The following is a 20,127-nucleotide window of genomic DNA, read 5'->3' as shown; positions in this document are numbered from 1 at the left end:
ACGGCTATATTAATAAAAAGCACAGAAAAGTAAAAACTTACATATGACAAGTTTTCGAGACCTGCCGTTCGTGAGAATAGCAGGTCTCATTTTGATATTAGCACAGCCCTTGGGATGAGATATGATGCCCGAAATTTCCTAACGATAACAGTATGCTAATTCCATTCTCTTTTCGCAGGCATAAACTCTTCAATACCCTTTGCCTTATCTTGCTTGCCTCATGGGTATTCAAACGAAACGCAAGGGCAATAATCACTTCAAGGTTGTAGAATGTAGCCCAACTTTTAGGCGTAGCCAAATCACATTGCTGGGTGCTTACAAGGCAAAGTGTTCCACTCTTGTACATCGTTTTTATGGTGGCTCGGAGTGTCGGGGCTATTACCCCAAACAACTCCATCAATTCCATTTCAGACATCCAAACATCGTTGCTTGGGATATTTACTCTGCCGCTTTCGCTGATTGTTATAATTGCTCGTTCCATAGTTACATTGCTATTGAGATTTCACTAAACGATTGATTAAGTCGGTTGCCAAACATTGTCAAATCCTTGTCGATTTTCTCGGTGGTAATCTTGGCATACTTTTGTGTCGTGGTAATGTTCGTATGCCCCAATACTCGGCTTACACTCTCGATGGGAACGCCCTTGCTGAGAGCCAATGTCGCGAACCCGTGCCGACTTGAATGGAATGAAATATCCTTTGAAATTCCGCACTCTTTTATCATCTTTTTCAATGGTTTACAGATGTTCCAATAGTTAAGATTAGGAAATACCAACTTGTCCTCTTGAAATCTCTCATAACGCTTGATTATCTGTAACGGAATATCCAACAACTTCACTTGGAAATTTACCTTTGTCTTGTGTCGCTTGGATAGAATCCACTTCTCACCGTTTATCTCTACAATATCATCGGTAGTCAGTTCCTTAATATCCACGAATGACAAGGCTGTGAAACTTGCAAACACGAACAAGTCTCGGATATAAGCCAACTTCTTATCCGCAAACTCGTGTGTCATTACAGCCTTGATTTCATCTTCTGTAAGATATTGTCGCTCCTTGATATTCTGATTTACCCGATACTGAGCAAACGGATTTCTCGGTGTCAGTCCGTTGTAATGAGCCTTCGCAACGATTGTTTTCAACCACATGCAATGCGACCATACACTACCATTATGCAGTCCGGCATCAGTTGCAAGATAGATTTCATACTCCTTAATGAAGTCGGGAGTAAGTTCGAGCATAGAAATATCACTACGCTTGTAGCATTTCTTGATGAACGCAGCCAAATGATTTCGTGACCTTACACGCACCTTGTAGGAACTTGCTGCACGGTCTATACCTATACGTTTCTTGAAACTTTCATTGTCCTTATCAAATGCACCGAGCAATGTTTCATACTCCGTTCCGATACCCTGATAGGCATTGCGTACCATTTCGGCAGTAACATAGGCTTCTCTATCTGAGATTCGTTGATAGTGCTTGATAATTTGAGCCTTGATATTATCCAAAGCCAAATTGATGTCTCGTGCCTCCTTGCTCTTACCCTTTGCCCGATTGCCTTTGGCATCCCACATCGTTTTTGCAATGGTCAGTTTGCAACTGAATTGAGCCACCGAACCATTGATTGTAACTCGTCCCATAATGGGGACAATACCGTTTTTCTCCTTGCTTGCGTTCACGTAGAACAGCACCTTAAATGTACTTCGCATAATCCAATTCTTTTTTGGTTACAAAATTAGTTATCAGCGAGTTGTACATTGTCATGCAGAATGTGGCAGAGAGTAGAAATAAACTCCAACGACCTATAAACTTACCTCGTTATCGGGTAATGATTTGAAAACCGTTCGCCCTCATAACCTTTCATTTCCTTGCACTTTTGCATCGGAGAGGCTTTCATCAAAAGTCCTCATAAGTCATTGAACACCAGTTCCGCCATCATTATTTTCCCTCATTCGTTAGATTTTTCCAGAGATAATTTGTATTTTTGCCATGTCATATTAGAGTTTTGCTTGTTTTCTTTTTGCAACACTAAGATAAGTGAAAATTCTGACATGGCAAAATCCTGGGCAACTTTTTGTTGCTCAGGAACTTATAAATAAAGTTAAATTATAGTGTTGCGGAATTAAGGATAAGGAGGAGTATCAAAAATGAGGGAGCAAGCAATTGTCTTAAACCAGCTGACCAAGCACTATGGAACCCATCGGGGGATCAACGACCTCAGTTTCTCGGTGAATGAGGGCGAGTTTTTCGGCTTCATTGGCCCCAACGGTGCAGGAAAATCCACCACTATCCGCACGCTGATGGGCCTGATCCATCCCAGCGGCGGCAACGCCTCTATTTTCGGTCTGGACTGCCAGACCAAGGCCAGTGTCATTGCCAGAGATGTGGGCTACCTTCCCAGCGAGAACAGCTATTATGAAAACATGAAGGTACGGGAACTGCTGCAATACACCGCTGACCTGTACGGCAGGGACTGCGAAACGAAAATGTATGAGCTTTCTGAGCGCCTCAATCTGGATTTGACCCGGAAAATAGCAGACCTGTCTCTGGGTAACAAGAAAAAGGTGGGGATTGTGTCTGCCATCATGACCTCGCCCAAGCTGCTGATTATGGACGAGCCTACCAGCGGCTTAGACCCGTTGATCCAGCAGGCTTTCTACGATATTCTGAAGGTGGAGAACAGCCGGGGAACCACCATTTTCTTCTCATCCCATGTCCTCAGCGAAGTACAGAAGCTGTGTGACCGGGTGGCAATCTTAAAAGAAGGCAAGCTCGTGGGCATTCAGTCCATCAAAGAGCTTCGGGAAAGCGGCTATAAAAAGGTCAGCATCACCGTCAAAACAACCATTCCCCGTGACTTCTGGGGATTGCCCGGCATTGCCAACTACACCGAGAGTCCTGACAAGACCTCTGTTTCCTTTATGTATAACGGCAATATCACAGCGATCATCGACAAGCTTCACCTGCTGCATTTGGACGATGTGATTTTGGAAGAGCCCTCTTTGGAGGAAATCTTCATGCACTACTATGAGTAAGGAGGTGTCAGGTATGGTCATTTTGAAATATGAACTGAAAAGGCATCGAACCTATATCCTGGGCTGGGCTATCGCCTTGGCACTGTGTATTTTTTTGATGACGCCGACTTATTACAGCTTTCTGGATGCTGCCTCCGTGGAACTCTTTGAAACCATGGGCACCACGGACTTTTACAGGAGTGTCGGCGTATCGATGGAATACCTAACCTCTTCGCTGGGCATTTATGGGTTCCTGACCAGCTTTTTCATGATTGCCTCCGGCGTTTTCGGAATGCACTTCGGCATTTCCGTTCACACCAGAGAATGTACGGAAGGAACTTCGGAATACCTGTTTACAAAGCCCTTTCCTCGGAAAACAATCTATTGGGCAAAGGCATTGACTGTGTTTGTCGGCGTGGCGATTGTGGGTACGGGGTATCTGCTGGCTTCCCTTTTCGCCATGGCAATATTCCGTTCCGGAACTCCATGGGGAGAGTTTTTTCTGATTGCCCTGTCCCTGACCCTTGTTACGCTGTTCTTTGCTGCAATGGGTCTGATGGTGGGAATTTTGTTTTCCCGCAACCGCAGTCCGCTGCTGACCGCCGGATTAGTCGTATTTGTGGAGTATTGCATAACCAGCTTCTCCAACATCATCAGTAACCGGGCTATCAGTTTCCTGTCCCCATACTCCTTCTTTGGAGCTGCAAAAATTTCCGAAACTGGCTTCTATGATATGACCTATCTTGGCTGGGGCGTGCTGCTGGTTACCCTGTTTTTGGTGCTGTCTTACGGTGTCTTTCTGAAAAAAGACATTCAGTTTCGTTCATAAGGGGGTGCAAACATGAAAACATTGATTAAAAATGAGTTCCGCCAAACCAGAAGGCTCTTGTTGATCTGGTTAGGGATCATGCTGCTTCTGTGCGGTTTCTGCTATTTTGAGCTTCTGTCTCTACAGGACAGTCTGAATGAAATGGCAACGATGGTCAGCCAATTTCCGAGATTGATCATGATTATGTTTGGGGTCAAAGGCGATTTAACCACATCCCTTGGCTGGTATGTGTGCATCTATTTCTGGGAAGGATTGCTGGCGTTCCCTTATGCCATGTCTCTGGGGTTGTCCTGTGTGGCGAAGGAAAAGAAGTTCGGAACCTCGGAATACCTGTTCACAAAGCCTGTGGAACGGAAAACCATTGTACTGGCGAAGGTGATCGTTTCGGCGGTAAATCTGCTGGTGTTTGCCCTGTTCAGCGGTTTATGTAATTATTTTACAATCGTTCTTCCTTTGGGCGGTCTGGAACAGCCGGGAGCAGTGCTCACCACAACCATGGGAATGTTCTTTACCCAGTTCCTCTTTTTCGCTCTGGGGCTGCTGTTTGCCAGCCTGTTTATGTCCTATAAGGCTGCGGTGAGGACAGGTACGATTTCCATGCTGGCTGCCTATGCTCTGGCCTTTACAGCCGAATACACAGAAAATCAAATTTTGGATTACCTGACCCCTCTGCGCTACTACGATGTGTATGAGGTGGCACTGCACGGATTCCGACTTTCCTTTATCGTTTTGACATTCGCTGTTGTGGGTGCTTGTATCGTTGCTGCATTGAATCAGTGGAAGCGGCGTGAATTGTAAGCCTATGTTCAAATCTTCAGTATAACTGTCTCAAGTCTACATAAAAAAGCAATTCCTGTTTTCATGGGGGAATTGCTTTTTTACATGAAGATTGTATAATGAAAACAGTAGACAAAGATATATGGAGGAAATCATGATGTTACGACCAAAAGAAGTAGTATGCAAATGGGTAGATGCCTTTAATGGCCACGATGTAGATGCAATCGTGAGCCTGTACCATGATAATGCAACCAACCATCAGGTGACCAATGAGCCTGTGATCGGGATAGACGCAATCAGAGAAATGTTTACAGCAGAATTTGCCACTGCCGATATGACAGCCATTGTAGAGAATATTTTTGAAGATGGACAATGGGCAATTTTGGAGTGGAAAGACCCGCTGGGACTGCGGGGATGCGGCTTCTTCCATGTTGTAAATGGTAAAATTCTGTTCCAGAGAGGATATTGGGATAAACTGTCTTTTTTGAAGCAGCATAATTTGCCTATTGAATATTGATTGAATGCTGCCGGTGAAAAACCGCTGCTACATGGAACCAACCATGCGGCAGCGGCTTTTTTTATTTTCGAGTTTTTTCTTCTTATGGCTGGTAAACTTTACTCGCCTTTATTCATACATCTCAAACGCAAACATGGTTTCTTTTGGCAATCTATCATTTTCGCAATTCAGCAGATACCGGATCACCCGTTTTGCAAAAACATTGGAAATCATGGTATCCCAGTCGGCAAGCCGGACAATCGACCCTGTGCCGTTTTCAAAATCGAATAAAATTTCTCCCCATTCGCCATCGCAGTCTGCCTGATATTCGTAGACTGCGGTGGCAATTTTCTTTTTTCGTTTGGTTTTGGACTTCTGTTTCAGCCGGACTGCATGGATACCGCCGTTTTCTACCAACAGCAGTGTCAGATGTTCCGCTGCTTTCCGGTAGGCTCGTTCCGCACCGCTGGCGGAGCTGCCCTCAAACATGACAGCCAATTCTTCAAAGGTAGGGCGGTTTTTCCATGAACCGACACGCCCACAGGTCATGCAGATGGCAAGCCGTTTTTCCAACAAGGTTTGTTCCCGGTAGTTCAGCTTTTCAAATGCTTTCCGCACCTTTTCAGCCTGTATACCATCCCATAGAATATCGGCATAGTTCCAGCTATAGTCACGGGTCACATCCTCGCCTGTTTCCTCGCCGTCCTCGTCCTGCTCGGTCACAAAGAATGGCTGCTGATTGCGGATACCACGGACAACTTTCAAATATTCCTCTGCCAGCGCAAGATCGCAGTTATATTTTTTTGAAAATTCAGCAATGGCATCTTTTGTGTTGTGGTAAAGCCATGCCATGGTGCGGAGCATCTTATAGCTGGTCAGCGAGGATACCGACCATTGTTCTTCGCCCATGCGAAAACGGAGCATGGCATCCCGTATGAAGGGATAAATGTAGGTAGCATATTCAGCACCCTTTTCAGGGGCATAGTCCGGCAGTTGCAGCACTCTTATACTCCGTTTGGGATTTAAATGCTATTATTGCCATCGACGTATTGGGTGCTGTGATTGCATCTATTACGGTAGCAATTGTACGTATACCTAAGCTGGGTGATCGAGTGCAAAGTTTGGAACCAAATTTCATAAGAGAAATGAAAGAAGGAATGGCTGTACTACGGCAAAATAAAGGATTATTTGCTTTATTACTCGTTGGAACATTATATATGTTTGTTTTTATGCCCATAAATGCTTTATATCCTTTAATCACTATGGAATGTTTTAATGGTACACCGATGCATATTTCTATTACGGAGATTGCTTATGCCTCTGGTATGTTGATAGGGGGTCTATTATTAGGGTTATTTGGGAATTACCAAAAGCGAATCTTATTAATAACGGCATCCATTTTTATGATGGGGATAAGCTTAACCATTTCAGGATTACTTCCCCAAAGTGGATTTTTCATATTTGTAGTCTGCTGTGCAATAATGGGGCTTTCGGTTCCGTTTTACAGCGGTGTGCAAACAGCTCTTTTTCAGGAGAAAATTAAGCCTGAATATTTAGGACGTGTATTTTCTTTGACCGGAAGTATCATGTCACTTGCTATGCCAATTGGGTTAATTCTATCTGGGTTCTTTGCTGATAGAATCGGTGTAAATCATTGGTTTTTACTATCAGGTGTTTTAATTATTGGCATTGCCATAGCTTGCCCCATGATAACTGAGGTTAGAAAATTAGATGCAAAATAAAATAAAGGGCGTGTTCGTATGATAGATAATATTATTCAATCAGTGACAGAAAAATTATCCTCTTTGCCTTATATAGAAACATAAATGCTATTAGACCACTTGAAGTTACGGTCATAAATCAAAAGGATGTTGTCCCTTGGAAATTTCCTCCTAAACATGAATTTATGTATGGTGAGTGGCTAAGGGAGCAGTTTGATAAGGGAGCAATTCCTGAGCCAACTTATGATCCCGATTTAGCAATTCTTTTATCTCAATTAAGAGAAAATAGTATTAACCTTTTCGGACCAGAGGCAACAGAAGTGATTGAGCCTGTACCAATGACAGATATTCGAAGGGCGATTAAAGAATCCTTACCCGGGTTGATAGCTAGCATTGAAGGTGACGAACGCAATGTGATTTTAACTTTAGCCAGAATGTGGCTGACATCCTCTTCCGGTAGAATTTGCTCAAAAGATCAGGCTGCTGAATGGGCGATACCTAAATTAGCCAAAGAGCATGCTACTTTACTTGAAAAAGCAAAAAAGGCTTATTTGGGAGATTATGATGACAAGTGGGAAGGAATGGAGACTGAGATAATTGAACTCGTTAATTATTTGAAAAGATCTATAGAGTCTTCCCTTAATATTTAAATCCTTTTCGAATAGTTTAAATACAACAGTGATTAGTTTTTAATGCGTATTATTGGTGTTTATTACTTCGATATGTTCCCTCATACCTCGTTTTCTCAAAAAACAGTAAAAAATTGATAGATATGTTTCCGCATACGTCGGGCTCTAAAATTAGCCAAAGACATCAATTCCATCAACTCGAGCCACGTGGAGTGCGTAGTTTTGATGTCAAGGGTAAGCAAATAAAGGGCGAAAAGAAAGCTATAAAACTGCTTGAAACTTTTGAATATAAACCTGAAAAATATGCCGAAAGAGTTAATCATATTTTTGAAGTACTCGGTCTTTCACTTTTTGAATGCTACGATATGACCGAGAAGCTTTATAAAGAAGTGAAAAAAATTGCAACGGAGATAAATAACTTTTTAAACGAGGAGAATTCAGATGAAAGAAAACAAATATGATGATAATATATTTTTTCAAAAATACAGTCAAATGAGTCGCTCACAGCAGGGACTAGCCGGTGCAGGAGAATGGGAAACATTGAGAAAGCTGCTGCCGGATTTTAAAGATAAGCGTGTGCTTGATTTAGGATGCGGCTATGGATGGCACTGTATTTATGCGATGGAACACGGTGCTTCTTCTGTTGTAGGTGTTGATATTTCTCATAAAATGTCTATGGTAAAAAGTTAAAAAATCCTCCCACTTTTGTTAGATATATTTTTTTGTGTAATTTTGTAATCGTTATGCGGCAGTAATAATATACATATTAATACGAGTTAGTAATCCTGTAGTTCTCATATGCTACGAGGAGGTATTAAAAGGTGCGTTTCGACAATGCATCTACTGTAGTATATTATTGCTTAATCCAAATGAATATTATAAATTTAGGAATTCTTGCTCACATTGATGCAGGAAAAACTTCCGTAACCGAGAATCTGCTGTTTGCCAGTGGAGCAACGGAAAAGTGCGGCCGTGTGGATAATGGTGACACCATAACGGACTCTATGGATATAGAGAAACGTAGAGGAATTACTGTCCGGGCTTCTACGACATCTATTATCTGGAATGGAGTGAAATGCAATATCATTGACACTCCGGGACACATGGATTTTATTGCGGAAGTGGAGCGGACATTCAAAATGCTTGATGGAGCAGTCCTCATCTTATCCGCAAAGGAAGGCATACAAGCGCAGACAAAGTTGCTGTTCAGTACTTTACAAAAGCTGCAAATCCCGACAATTATATTTATCAATAAGATTGACCGTGCCGGTGTGAATTTGGAGCGTTTGTATATGGATATAAAAACAAATCTGTCGCAAGATGTCCTGTTTATGCAAACTGTTGTCGATGGATCGGTTTATCCGGTTTGCTCCCAAACATATATAAAGGAAGAATACAAAGAATTTGTATGCAACCATGACGACGATATATTAGAACGATATTTGGCGGATAGCGAAATTTCACCGGCTGATTATTGGAATACGATAATCGCTCTTGTGGCAAAAGCCAAAGTCTATCCGGTGCTACATGGATCAGCAATGTTCAATATCGGTATCAATGAGTTGTTGGACGCCATTTCTTCTTTTATACTTCCTCCGGCATCAGTCTCAAACAGACTTTCAGCTTATCTCTATAAGATAGAGCATGACCCCAAAGGGCATAAAAGAAGTTTTCTTAAAATAATTGACGGAAGTCTGAGACTTCGAGACGTTGTAAGAATCAACGATTCGGAAAAATTCATCAAGATTAAAAATCTAAAGACTATTTATCAGGGCAGAGAGATAAATGTTGATGAAGTGGGTGCCAATGATATCGCGATTGTAGAAGATATAGAAGATTTTCGAATCGGAGATTATTTAGGTGCTAAACCTTGTTTGATTCAAGGATTATCTCATCAGCATCCCGCTCTCAAATCCTCCGTCCGGCCAAATAAGCCCGAAGAGAGAAGCAAGGTGATATCCGCTCTGAATACATTGTGGATTGAAGACCCGTCTTTGTCCTTTTCCATAAACTCATATAGTGATGAATTGGAAATCTCGTTATATGGTTTGACCCAAAAGGAAATCATACAGACATTGCTGGAAGAACGATTTTCCGTAAAGGTCCATTTTGATGAGATCAAGACTATCTACAAAGAACGACCTATAAAAAAGGTCAATAAGATTATTCAGATCGAAGTACCACCCAACCCTTACTGGGCCACAATAGGGCTGACTCTTGAACCCTTACCGTTAGGGGCAGGGTTGCAAATCGAAAGTGACATCTCCTATGGTTATCTGAACCATTCTTTTCAAAATGCCGTTTTTGAAGGGATTCGTATGTCTTGCCAATCTGGTTTACATGGATGGGAAGTGACAGATCTGAAAGTAACTTTTACTCAAGCCGAGTATTATAGCCCGGTAAGTACACCTGCTGATTTCAGACAGCTGACCCCTTATGTCTTCAGGCTGGCTTTGCAACAGTCAGGTGTGGACATTCTCGAACCGATGCTCTGTTTTGAGTTGCAGATACCCCAAGTAGCGAGTTCCAAAGCTATTACAGATTTGCAAAAAATGATGTCTGAGATTGAAGACATCAGTTGTAATAATGAGTGGTGTCATATTAAAGGGAAAGTTCCATTAAATACAAGTAAAGACTATGCCTCAGAAGTAAGTTCGTACACTAAGGGCTTAGGCATTTTTATGGTTAAGCCATGTGGGTATCAAATAACAAAAGACGGTTATTCTGATAATATCCGCATGAACGAAAAAGATAAACTTTTATTCATGTTCCAAAAATCAATGTCATTAACCTCAAATCCGCAACCGCCCTCATAAGATGACACAGAGGTCAAAAAGGTAGCGTCACTGCGGCAAAAGAGGGCGCAACGCAGCAAAAATCGCCACAAAGACGCATAAATTCCCCTTACCCTACCACGCGACTTGAGGCAATACGCAGAATCACGACCATAAGTTGTCGGTGTTATCCAAAGTCATTCTGGAACACATCAGCATAAGCGTTGTTGCATGAATAGATATTCAGCACATACTGCCTTGATGTCCTGATCCACTTTGCTGGCACAGAGATGAACCTGAAGACAAACGCCTTGATGCGGCTTGTTGCTTTGAGTCCGAACCTCTTCACGTCAAGCCTCGCCATGATGAATTTATAGAAGTTGCGTATGAGTGCCGTAAGCAGAAGAAACACCGTGTTTTCTCCCATGAAGGATTTTGGAAGCCTGTTCCAGCCGAATCCGTTATTCATTTCATCGAAGATGCGTTCCTTCCCTCCACGGAGGTTATAGAATTTGACAATCTCTTTCTCTGAAGACTCGTAGTCATTTGTAAGGATGCAGCGGTAGGTGTATTCGCCTTCCCACAGGTCAAGCTCACCGTCAATTCGCTTCTGCCTTTGGATTACAAGACGGTATGCCCTCCCTTTCCATTTCTCAACAAGAATGGAGTTCAGTTCAAACTCACTGCCGCCCAGTTCCTCTCTCTTCCACCCTCTGAGCGCAAAGATGTCATCGTAAAGCGAACCGCAGCGGCTGGCGCGGATATAGAAAGTCATGCAATGCTTTCCGACCTCTTCCACAATTTCCTCTGAGCAGGATCCGCAATCTGCCCTGAAACGATTGACTGTCAATCCTTTCTGTTCAATCCTCTCAAAGAATCTCCTCAACGTGTCCTTCTGGTGGAAACGAACGTTAGTGTTGCCGTCGCTGTTCTCTATGCCGACAATCATATCGCCAATGACTGCCACACCAGGACGGTATCCGAGAAACTTCTTGTATGTGGGCTTCGCGTCATACTTTTCAGTCTCTATGAACTGGTGGTCGAAGTCAATGTCATACCCCTCGCCCCCTTTCAGCTGCCCTGTGGACAACAGGCAATTGAGGAGCAGTGTATTCAGCTTGTCTGCCGTGTTGAAGTCATAGGTCTTGCCCGTGTCGGATGTGTAGGAAATGTTATCCTGGGTCAGTTCCTTTATGGCTCTGAGAATAGTGTCGGCACTGCATGTGCGAAGTGTCGGATAAAGCGAGAGGTGGTACATCAGATGAGTGGTGACATCTTCTATGAATGAGCCGCCACAGAAATAAACGCTCATAAGCGAACGGATGATTTCGCTGTATTGATAACCATACAGCTTGCATCTCATACCAAGGGTTGAGTCTATAACAGATGAGAGCTTGGAGTCAAATTGCTCCATTATTGAAAATATTCCTCCAAAAGGAGTGAGTTCCTCAGATTTAATTTGTATTTTTGCCATGTCATATCAGAGTTTTGCTTGTTTATTTTTGCAACACTAAGATAAGTGAATTCTTCGACATGGCAAAATCCTGGGCAACTTTTTGTTGCTCAGGTACTTAAAAAGTTATATTTGTAATAGTGTTGCGGAATTAAGGATGTATTAAAGGACGATTGGACAATCAATTATGGAGTCAATTATAATTTCGTAAAGAATTCAAATATCCAAGAAAACGATGATTTGCAAAATTCTGGAGAAAATAATTATCGTACAGAATCTGTTATTGATGAGCATTCGGCAATAGCATATGTTGGGTTTCAAAAATCATTCTTTAGTGGTAAGTTGTCTGTAAACGCATCGCTATCAGGAGAGTTATATAAGATTAACGATTACACAAAAAATGCTTTACTTCCTAATGTCGGCATTACCTATATGCCTTCATATAATCATATATTCCAGATTGGATTTAATTCATTGCGTACTTATCCATCATATTGGCAAAGACAGGATTATACTTCATATAGTGACGAGTATATCGTCAATATGGGTAATCCATTGTTAAAGCCTGCTAGAACTTCAAATGTTGAGTTTACCTATGTGCTAAAGCAAAAATATATATTCCAGGCATCATATTATCGAGTTGACGACTTCTTTGTATCACAAAGTTATCAGATGCCTGATGAATTAAAGCTTCTGTATAAGTCATTTAATATAGATTATACCTCTAGTTTGAATTTTACTTCAATAATCCCATTTAGCATTGGAAAGTGGTATAGTTCCAACTTTATTGTAAGTGCATATAATGAAAGGTATAAGAGTAACGATTGGTATGGCTATAAATATGATAGAGATAAATGGACTGGTATGTTTATGTTGAATAATACATTTAATATATCTCAAAAGCCTAAGTTATCTGCCAATCTAATGTTATTCTATAGAACACCTACTATACAAGGCATATGGGATCTAGGGAGTAACTGGTGTGTAAACGCTGGAATAAAATACTCTTTCTTGAAAGACAATGCTATTTTAAGCTTGCAATGTAATGATATTTTCGAATCAATGTATCCAAAGATTAAGGTGCGATTTGAAAATCAGCATCAAGATATTAACTCAAGTGCATATAGCAGAAACATAACATTAAGCTTTACATATAAATTTAAGGGCTATAAAAACAAGACTCGTAAGGAGGTGGATACTTCTCGTTTTGGTATACAATAGTTCAATTATAATAGCAAAATTAGTCATATGAGTAAATTTTATATTTTGATGTTGGTGTTACTGATTATCGCAATAATCAACCTCGTAAGAGCATTAAAAGAGAAGAAATCAAAAGGACGATTCTGGGGAGTGATTATAAATGTTATTGGTATCATATTACTTATAACAGCTGTAGCTCTAAGAACATTACAATAATGTAAAATAACACGACTCAATTACTACAAGTATGAAGAAATTATTAGTTTCAGTATTTGCTATTGTGACATTCGCTCTCAGCGCAAACGCCCAGGAGCATTCTACACACTCCTTCTCATTGAGGACATTGTATGGTCTTGAATATAGCTATGAGTACAAATGGGATAGCGGAATGGCATTGATTGGTCGCGTTGGTGCTGGCGGTGAGGTATATAGCCCCTCAAAAAATAATTACTCTCTCAACAGTGGATTTAATCTAACGATAGAACCGAGATACTATCTTAATGAGCTGGATTTCTTTTCGCTTAAGACCACCGGAGCAATCTTGATACCCAATACCCCTTTTAAGGCTTCCTTAGTTCCTGTATATGGTATAAAGCGTGATTTTGATAAACATTGGTTCTGCGAGTTTACCATTGGTGGCGGTATTGGCTATTACTCAGGTAACTATGGCAGACACTACTTCGAACCCCACTTACAATTTAGGATTGGTTTCCAGCTTTAGATCGAGAATAAGAAACTAACATTAAACTAATGGCGACTACTCATATATGAGCAGTCGCCATCGCTTTATCCAAAGTTACAAGAAATCACACTATAATATATCGTTATTAATATAAAGTTGCAAAATATATTAATTGATAATTACTTTTATAGATAAATAAACACCCTAACACCGCAATGGCAGGATACCGTAGAAGTATCCTCCATTGCTAAATACCAGCCAATTTAGAGAATAACAATAAAAAGTGACCCGTCAGCAGTTCTATGAGTTGTTGACGGGTTCTTTTGTTTTGACTATTTACACAAAATCGTGGACACTGCCAATAACTAAAGGCTTCCCGTAGCGGAAGCTTTTTTTATATCCATTTGCATCAATTATTTATGTGCAAAGTTACTTCGATGTACAATCGACAAGTACCGCTACACATATATTCGCATAATGACCCTATGGTTATAATGAGAATATTCCTTGTCTTATTTAACATATTCTCAGTTTGTAGGCACAAAAATAATTCCCAAATGAAGTATTCTGAACATGAGGGAAATAAAAAAAAGTGCTTATGTATTACGAAACCAACTGTGCAAGTATTAGTATTGATGAGTGGTATAGCCTTATGAAAGGAGCTAGAAAGTGTTCTTACCAAAGATTAGTATCCAAAATTAAGAAAGAACTTCCAGATTTGTATAGAGATTTGTGCCTGGAGTTTTACAACCCCTTTGAGAAGCAGTGCAAACAAACTAAGACTCATTACATATTGGTGCATTCAGCAATTGAGCATTTCATCAGAAAATAAAAAAGTGAGGCTATAAACCTCACTTAACTTTATACTGCTGGATTTCCTTAATCATAGCTTTGACATCCTCGCCAACTTGAACGAAGTTCTTGTATAGAATACGTTCACGCTCGTCTCTAGACTTGAACTTGTAGAACTTAGGGAGAGATATATAATTTTGTTCCTCTTTTTTGATTACAGTCATATCAAAGTCTGTCTTGCAGAAGAATTTAGAAGTTTTGAACTCCTCAGATTCTTGAATGTTCATAGAGCCATTCGGACCAACTTTGGTTTGTACGAAGTCTCTTGCAGTCTGACCGCATACCCAACCGGTAGGCATATCAGAAATCTTAGATGCCGGAACAAGGCTATCCATGTTCTCATTAAGGTTGATAGAGGTTTTGTCTCTATCGATTGTTACACCCTTTTTTAGCTGCACAACCTTTCCAAAAATATCACTTGAAAGCCATTCCAATGTCTCTTTGGAACGAGCAGAACCCGATACGACATTACCTACGGTTGTTATAATCTTCTGCATACCAACTTTGCCATAGTCTGCTTCCAGCTGTGGCAATTCCTGAAAACCTAAAGCAACGCTTACTTTGTTACTACGGGCTGTACCTATCAAACGGTCAATCTTGTGGAAGTAAAGCGTTGGTAACTCATCGACAATAATACTCACCGGCACATTCTTGCCTAGACCGCTATTTACACGAGTAATAAGACGGTTCAAGATTAGAGCATTCAAAGCACCAATAATGCTTTCCATCTCTGGGTCATTGGCAATAACTAGATAACTTGGATTGTTCGGATCTGAAACCTTTAAGTCAAAGTCATCACCATCTTTATGGAATACCCAATAACTTTCTTTTGTTGCTAATCGTGAAGTATAGACACGCAGAGTACCTATCATACCTTCCAACTGTTCAAAGGCCTTATTCTTCATTGCTGTCTGAAATGGGCCTAGGAGAGGTGCTACCTCGTTATCGGTCTCTAAAACCTCAAAGATAGTCTGGTAACTTTCATTGAGGAATGACAGAATATGAGGCATATCGGAGTATCTACCCAACCAATAGGCTGGTTCAACTTCATTACCATTAGCATCAAAGACTCTTCCTGTAGGAATCATCCTCTTTGTTTGTGGGTCTTGATTCTTTTCAGCTGTGAGTATATTTCCATCTTTGTCGTATGGTTCTTTCTCCCAGTTACAGAAGAAGTAGATACATGCAGCTAAGAAGTTGACTGCTGATGTCTGAAAGAACTGGTCACTACCACCACCACCTTCTTTCTTTCCTTTCTGCAAAGACTCAAGAAGCGTTTCGGCAGTTTCTGATGCAGCAGCCAAACTGTTGATATACTTGAGCTGAATTGGGTTTACTCGTTTAGAGTATTCTACATCCACAAAGTTGACAATGTTGAACTTGCAACCTTGAGGAAGTTTTCCTTGCTTCTGATTCAGCTTGTAATGATAGTATAGCTTCGTGGCAAGAGTCGGAAACTTATAATCATACACTACCATAGAAAAGCCTTTAGCAGAGTGCTGACGGATAAACGGTTCTATGATTGAGAAGGTCTTACCAGAACCAGGAGTGCCGACAACCCAAGTGCCTCGGAAAGGGTTGACTATGTTTACCCATCCCTTACGGAACTTTCCCTTATAGTAATATCTCATGGGGATATTTACACTATACTTGTTCTCTTGAAACTCTTGGCATTGCTCGAAGCTTTCATTCTCCAAATTGAAGCGATCTTTCAATAGTCCCTCTTTCAGGAATTTTGAAATATTGTCAAAAGAGATATGAATCAGTATAACACCAATAAGAGACGCTATCATGTATAGTATGATGTTCAGTGGAAGAGTGTACAATCTCATTTCCATTGGATTATTGAATAACCAAATGGATGTTCCAATAAGTGCCAAACCAAAGGCTAATGGTAAGATGACTTGTTTCTTGGCATTGAACTCTAGCTTCTTTTTGTTTCTGGTTCCAATACATGTAATGCAAATCAGAATGAACGTACAAATCTTGCTGTAGATAAGATTTCCGTCATTATATATCATCCATCTCTTGATTCGTCCATGTATGTCGCATAGAATACCGCCCCAACTATCAAGTGTAGCTGGGTCAATAGCATATTCAAAGAACTCCAATAGGACAGAGATATAGATGACGGCTCTGAATATCTTATAAAAACCTTGTAATTCCTTGCTTTCTTCCATGAGTTAAAGTTATTTGTTTAATGTTACAATAGGACGAGAACGGTGAGCTTGTAACTTGGGGGTCTCTTGCATAGCTCCACTACCTAAAGAGTAGAGCCATGCCTTGTGAGAATCTTGACCTTCAACCTCGGTACTGGTCCAATACCAACAATCATCTGCTTCATCAGGCAATGGTTCTCCACCAAGTTGTTCCAATATCGGGTTAATAGTAGACTTAGCTGAATACAATAGTCTCATTTGCTCAACAGAAGGGATATAAGCACTTTGTCCATATTGCCACATGGCAAAAACTGATTCAGCTAAAGGTGATGCAGCCTTTGCTGTATTGAGAAGAGCGTAGGTATTCTCATTACCATCATGGGCTGTAATGCTACACGATGTCCCTTGCTTAATACCCAATGTATCGGCAAACTCGCTTGGGTATATATCATTCAAATATACTGCATAACCATCACCTTGTACGTCTTGATTATGGTTGATATGAAACACTACAGCAATAGCTCTTCTCTTTGATTTGGAATACTCACTATAAGGCAATAGACTTCCGTCTGTACATAGAACATGTCCCGTTTTCAATGTCAAATCAGGCATTTCTATATGTTTGTCGCACGCTACACACATAAGTCCTATAACTGCAATCAAAATGAAATGTATTTTCTTCATAATCAATCATTAATTTAGTGGTATCTTAACTCCTAATACAACTCCAGTCCTGAAGAGATCTTCGCCTTTAATTATTAAGTCACTCTTCACTTGAGCAAACAAACGCCATCCGCCACGGAGTACATAGTTGTGTTCATATCCTAGATGAAAACCACCTAAAAAACTCTTTGTATCACTTCCTGCTGAAGCTCCGATTCGTAGGTTGCCATGATGATTTCTTCCTCTAATAACACATGGCTTATAAGCTACACCAAATCCATAAGAGTTATAGTTGTTCCAAAATGATTGGGGACAGATATGGTTGCACTCTGAGCAGTCATCCCACTTCAGATATGCATTAGCAAAGAACTCCCAACTATTATGATACTTGGTTTCATACTCATAGGCTAAGGTTAAATCCATGCCTCTTTCATACAATAAACCTGTTCCTAAACTCAGCCTTCCCGAACGGTTCTGTGCATTTGCAGTACCTACCATAACGGCTAATGCTGCTATCAAAAACATTATTTTCTTCATACTATCTTTCCTCCAATAATACCTTGTTAAATGAATCTGCCGAAAGAACATCCTCATAATCGATATTCAAGCTGATGTTACGACCACTAATCTGCTTTTCAGTCATCTCGATAGTTATGACTTTGTCGTTAGGAAATGTAAGTTTCTTTAAGACAATCACATTTCTATAGCCCTTCTTGAATGATTTTGTATCCTCAAGGATCAATGCAGGCGTGAGTTCAATAATCTGAGAATTAGTAGCTTTATTGATTTTCTTATCGGCCAACTTTATTCTTATCTCATCTATGTCAAACTGGATGTTAGTCTTGTTCTCGATAGAGAAGTCTATGAAGAAGTAGTCTCCTACGGCATAGATATTATTCAGCCTCATTTCCATTCTATGCTCTTTGTGAGCCACATTCCTGAACATTGCAGGAGAGTTCCAAACTTGTCTGGCAAAGCTTACCATATCAGCTGTAGACATGGATATTTTAGGATTGTTATATGCATTCATTTCCTGAAGTTGGACCTCTTTATCTATTACAGCTTCTGTCATTCGTGTGGTATATACCAACGCATACTGAGTTCTGTATCGTTCAGTAACAACCGTTACTATAGCCAATACTTCACCATCTTCATGGCCTGGTTCTTTGGGTTTCAATCTGACGACATTATCTAAAGGTTGATCGCCAGCAACCTTATCGGTAGATATATCCACAAAACGAATTGGCTCTGATGCAGTGATTACAGTTGTTACAGACTCATTGACTGTCAGCTGTTCTATCTCCTGATAGGTTTGCTGTGCGAATGCTTGAGAAGAGAATACCAATCCAAGACTCATTACGCTAAATATTTTTCCGAGTTTCATAACCTTAATTTTGTTTCTGTTCTTTACTATTAATGATATACACGAATGTTCCATACTTCAGGTTTACCTTGTTCTTCTTGATGGCTTTGCCTATTGCACCTGTAGTTTTTTGATAGGCGTTCTGAATAGCTTGCATTCCCCATTGAGAAAAACTGTTTCCATAGTTTCCGCTATTGATGGTCATATTACCACTCATGGCTCCACTTGCCACATCCTTTGCTGTTTCTCTGAATTGACTCGATGGAACATATAATCCTTCAAGTCCATCTGTATCGTATATAGACAGACTGACCTTTACCAATTCATCTCCAACCAGAATGCTTGTAATATTACCTTTTACTCGTTGAGATGAAAAGCCGCTCAGTGTGGCATATAGGTAAGTACCTCTTTTTACAATGGTCTCGTTTATCTCAACATCATCTAACAATCGTAATCTTACCCTGGACCCATCAACAGCTTTTATGTTTTCATCGATAATCGCCTTTATCAGCATAGGCTCTTTATCTTCTTGAGATAACGTATTAAAGTAATCAGACGAAGTCTTTACCTTCTTAACCACAGCCGAAGCTTCATCGCTTTCACTTATAGCGTTTACAGCCTTACTGTCTTCAGATAGTTCACCTTTCATCGTTATGGTAGGAGGGGAACTGCTTACGGTATCTTGTTCTGTTGGTTGATTCTCTAATACCGTTTGCTGGCCACGAAGTCGAGCTTCTGCAAGTGCTTTTTCCAATTCGGCCAATGCCTCTTGTTCTCTTCTCTTGGCTTCGGTCATAGCCTCTTCGTCTGTATTCTCTACAATTTGGGCAATGTCTTCCTCCGTATATTGGGATTCATAACTCTCTTTTGTCTCTGTCGGGTCTTCACGCTCGATGGTCTCAACCGCTGAATAATCGGCAATCTTACCGAAAGACTTGGTCATATTTTCGTACTTACTTCCGATACCATCACCACGAATAGCAGCATCAGGTATCTCTGGATTCAGATATTCTGTTGTCTGAAGAGTTTCATCAGGTATCTCAGCTTTTTCTGCACCAAATAGGTCGAATATGAGATATGATGCAACCAACAACGGAATATAAAGGATAGCCGGTAACATGTACTTGGGCTGTTTGAAATTAATTTTATCGGTTATCTTCATATCTTTCAATTGTTTGTTTATTGTTCAAACTATGGCGTGAGCGTAAGATGCTATCTTGACGCTCTGTTGCCGTCTGCTGACTCTCTGGCCTATTATACACTGTTGTTATTCTGTAGATATTCCAAGCAAAACAACCTATCATAAAGCTGAAAATGATTATCAAGAACAAGTTCTTATGATTGTTTGCGAAGAGTTGGACTTTAGCAGCAGCCTTGTCTATACCTACAGCTTTTGCGAACTTACGACCAGCATCTACATCACGTTCATAGCGTTCTCTATACTGTGGATCGTTCTTATCGGGCATCTTTTCGCCTAAGAGCATCCTTCTGAAACCTTTAACATTCATATCAATGAG

Annotated in this window: 18 protein-coding genes and 3 pseudogenes; 11 read left to right on the top strand and 10 right to left on the bottom strand. The window is 40.6% G+C overall.

Going from position 1 to position 20,127, the window contains the following annotated elements; translation table 11 throughout:
- Window positions 1-97: 97 nt before the first annotated feature.
- Window positions 98-481: a virulence RhuM family protein gene (locus tag ACYIAR_RS01475; RefSeq protein ID WP_480331669.1), complete on the bottom strand. Its 384-nt coding sequence runs from the start codon at window positions 479-481 to the stop codon at window positions 98-100.
- A gap of 2 nt (window positions 482-483) precedes the next feature.
- Complete coding sequence (locus tag ACYIAR_RS01470) at window positions 484-1,710, bottom strand: site-specific integrase (RefSeq protein WP_480333512.1); 1,227 nt, start codon at window positions 1,708-1,710, stop codon at window positions 484-486.
- A 435-nt stretch (window positions 1,711-2,145) separates the two neighbouring features.
- Between ACYIAR_RS01470 and ACYIAR_RS01465 the strand changes: the two genes are divergently transcribed.
- The 4 genes from ACYIAR_RS01465 to ACYIAR_RS01450 all read left to right on the top strand — a co-directional run bounded on the left by ACYIAR_RS01465 (window position 2,146) and on the right by ACYIAR_RS01450 (window position 5,135).
- The gene (locus ACYIAR_RS01465) at window positions 2,146-3,033 is read left to right on the top strand and encodes an ABC transporter ATP-binding protein (protein WP_480331667.1); all 888 of its coding nucleotides are present in this window, start codon (window positions 2,146-2,148) and stop codon (window positions 3,031-3,033) included.
- A 13-nt stretch (window positions 3,034-3,046) separates the two neighbouring features.
- Window positions 3,047-3,841: an ABC transporter permease subunit gene (locus ACYIAR_RS01460; RefSeq protein WP_480331665.1), complete on the top strand. Its 795-nt coding sequence runs from the start codon at window positions 3,047-3,049 to the stop codon at window positions 3,839-3,841.
- Window positions 3,842-3,853: 12 nt separating this feature from the next.
- Entirely contained in the window at window positions 3,854-4,639 is a 786-nt protein-coding gene (locus ACYIAR_RS01455; RefSeq protein WP_008726796.1) for an ABC transporter permease subunit, read from the top strand.
- A gap of 133 nt (window positions 4,640-4,772) precedes the next feature.
- Window positions 4,773-5,135: a nuclear transport factor 2 family protein gene (locus ACYIAR_RS01450; protein WP_200895800.1), complete on the top strand. Its 363-nt coding sequence runs from the start codon at window positions 4,773-4,775 to the stop codon at window positions 5,133-5,135.
- 108 nt (window positions 5,136-5,243) lie between these two features.
- Here the strand turns inward: ACYIAR_RS01450 and ACYIAR_RS01445 are convergent, their stop codons facing one another.
- Window positions 5,244-6,116 (bottom strand): sigma-70 family RNA polymerase sigma factor, encoded by an 873-nt coding sequence (locus ACYIAR_RS01445; RefSeq protein WP_480331661.1) that lies wholly within the window; start codon window positions 6,114-6,116, stop codon window positions 5,244-5,246.
- Here ACYIAR_RS01445 and ACYIAR_RS01440 point away from each other — a divergent pair.
- The 5 genes and pseudogenes from ACYIAR_RS01440 to tet(Q) all read left to right on the top strand — a co-directional run.
- Window positions 6,098-6,856, top strand: a pseudogene (locus ACYIAR_RS01440) (MFS transporter); the annotation flags it as partial. The gene ACYIAR_RS01445 and the pseudogene ACYIAR_RS01440 overlap by 19 nt on opposite strands.
- Window positions 6,857-6,933: 77 nt before the next feature.
- A pseudogene (locus ACYIAR_RS01435) lies at window positions 6,934-7,505 on the top strand (aminoglycoside adenylyltransferase domain-containing protein); the annotation flags it as partial.
- 102 nt (window positions 7,506-7,607) lie between these two features.
- Entirely contained in the window at window positions 7,608-7,925 is a 318-nt protein-coding gene (locus ACYIAR_RS01430) for a hypothetical protein (protein ID WP_428844997.1), read from the top strand.
- Window positions 7,906-8,136 (top strand): annotated as a pseudogene (locus ACYIAR_RS01425) (class I SAM-dependent methyltransferase); the annotation flags it as partial. The gene ACYIAR_RS01430 and the pseudogene ACYIAR_RS01425, both read left to right, overlap by 20 nt.
- 197 nt (window positions 8,137-8,333) lie before the next feature.
- Window positions 8,334-10,280, top strand: coding sequence for a tetracycline resistance ribosomal protection protein Tet(Q) (tet(Q), locus tag ACYIAR_RS01420; protein ID WP_480331659.1), 1,947 nt, complete (start codon window positions 8,334-8,336; stop codon window positions 10,278-10,280).
- Between the two features lie 145 nt (window positions 10,281-10,425).
- On the opposite strand, the gene ACYIAR_RS01415 is transcribed toward tet(Q), so the two are convergent.
- Window positions 10,426-11,712 carry an IS1380 family transposase gene (locus ACYIAR_RS01415; RefSeq protein ID WP_480331657.1) on the bottom strand — a complete coding sequence of 429 codons (1,287 nt, stop codon included), beginning with the start codon at window positions 11,710-11,712 and terminating at the stop codon, window positions 10,426-10,428.
- A 129-nt stretch (window positions 11,713-11,841) separates the two neighbouring features.
- Between ACYIAR_RS01415 and ACYIAR_RS01410 the strand changes: the two genes are divergently transcribed.
- Entirely contained in the window at window positions 11,842-12,912 is a 1,071-nt protein-coding gene (locus ACYIAR_RS01410) for an outer membrane beta-barrel family protein (protein WP_480333510.1), read from the top strand.
- Window positions 12,913-13,138: 226 nt separating this feature from the next.
- The gene (locus ACYIAR_RS01405) at window positions 13,139-13,612 is read left to right on the top strand and encodes a hypothetical protein (RefSeq protein WP_480331655.1); all 474 of its coding nucleotides are present in this window, start codon (window positions 13,139-13,141) and stop codon (window positions 13,610-13,612) included.
- Window positions 13,613-14,424: 812 nt separating this feature from the next.
- Here the strand turns inward: ACYIAR_RS01405 and ACYIAR_RS01400 are convergent.
- Genes ACYIAR_RS01400 through ACYIAR_RS01375 form a run of 6 tightly spaced genes read right to left on the bottom strand, consistent with a single transcriptional unit; the run spans window position 14,425 to window position 20,118 of the window.
- A complete protein-coding gene (locus tag ACYIAR_RS01400) occupies window positions 14,425-16,605 on the bottom strand; it encodes a type IV secretory system conjugative DNA transfer family protein (protein ID WP_480331653.1) in 2,181 nt (726 codons plus the stop codon).
- Window positions 16,606-16,614: 9 nt separating this feature from the next.
- On the bottom strand, window positions 16,615-17,271 hold the full coding sequence (locus tag ACYIAR_RS01395; protein ID WP_480333508.1) for a DUF1566 domain-containing protein: 657 nt from the start codon (window positions 17,269-17,271) through the stop codon (window positions 16,615-16,617).
- Window positions 17,272-17,277: 6 nt separating this feature from the next.
- Entirely contained in the window at window positions 17,278-17,784 is a 507-nt protein-coding gene (locus ACYIAR_RS01390; RefSeq protein WP_480331651.1) for a hypothetical protein, read from the bottom strand.
- A gap of 1 nt (window position 17,785) precedes the next feature.
- A complete protein-coding gene (gene traN, locus ACYIAR_RS01385; RefSeq protein WP_480331649.1) occupies window positions 17,786-18,631 on the bottom strand; it encodes a conjugative transposon protein TraN in 846 nt (281 codons plus the stop codon).
- A 4-nt stretch (window positions 18,632-18,635) separates the two neighbouring features.
- Window positions 18,636-19,772, bottom strand: a complete 1,137-nt coding sequence (gene traM / locus ACYIAR_RS01380; protein WP_480331647.1) for a conjugative transposon protein TraM — start codon at window positions 19,770-19,772, stop codon at window positions 18,636-18,638.
- Entirely contained in the window at window positions 19,756-20,118 is a 363-nt protein-coding gene (locus ACYIAR_RS01375; protein ID WP_177467333.1) for a hypothetical protein, read from the bottom strand. The genes traM and ACYIAR_RS01375 overlap by 17 nt, the downstream gene beginning before the upstream one ends.
- Between the last annotated feature and the right edge of the window lie 9 nt (window positions 20,119-20,127).

It is taken from the genome of Parabacteroides sp. KHUB-01 (assembly GCF_056640935.1).
Note: the sequence above shows the minus strand (reverse complement) of the source record. Positions and strands in the feature narration are given on the sequence as shown.

Coding starts and splice junctions, on each gene's coding strand:
- ACYIAR_RS01475 (WP_480331669.1), bottom strand. CDS start 481: ATGGAACGAGCAATTATAACAATCAGCGAAAGCGGCAGAGTAAATATC.
- ACYIAR_RS01460 (WP_480331665.1), top strand. CDS start 3,047: ATGGTCATTTTGAAATATGAACTGAAAAGGCATCGAACCTATATCCTG.
- ACYIAR_RS01430 (WP_428844997.1), top strand. CDS start 7,608: ATGTTTCCGCATACGTCGGGCTCTAAAATTAGCCAAAGACATCAATTC.
- ACYIAR_RS01455 (WP_008726796.1), top strand. CDS start 3,854: ATGAAAACATTGATTAAAAATGAGTTCCGCCAAACCAGAAGGCTCTTG.
- traM (WP_480331647.1), bottom strand. CDS start 19,772: ATGAAGATAACCGATAAAATTAATTTCAAACAGCCCAAGTACATGTTA.
- ACYIAR_RS01400 (WP_480331653.1), bottom strand. CDS start 16,605: ATGGAAGAAAGCAAGGAATTACAAGGTTTTTATAAGATATTCAGAGCC.
- ACYIAR_RS01465 (WP_480331667.1), top strand. CDS start 2,146: ATGAGGGAGCAAGCAATTGTCTTAAACCAGCTGACCAAGCACTATGGA.
- ACYIAR_RS01450 (WP_200895800.1), top strand. CDS start 4,773: ATGATGTTACGACCAAAAGAAGTAGTATGCAAATGGGTAGATGCCTTT.
- ACYIAR_RS01405 (WP_480331655.1), top strand. CDS start 13,139: ATGAAGAAATTATTAGTTTCAGTATTTGCTATTGTGACATTCGCTCTC.
- traN (WP_480331649.1), bottom strand. CDS start 18,631: ATGAAACTCGGAAAAATATTTAGCGTAATGAGTCTTGGATTGGTATTC.
- ACYIAR_RS01375 (WP_177467333.1), bottom strand. CDS start 20,118: ATGAATGTTAAAGGTTTCAGAAGGATGCTCTTAGGCGAAAAGATGCCC.
- ACYIAR_RS01415 (WP_480331657.1), bottom strand. CDS start 11,712: ATGGCAAAAATACAAATTAAATCTGAGGAACTCACTCCTTTTGGAGGA.
- ACYIAR_RS01390 (WP_480331651.1), bottom strand. CDS start 17,784: ATGAAGAAAATAATGTTTTTGATAGCAGCATTAGCCGTTATGGTAGGT.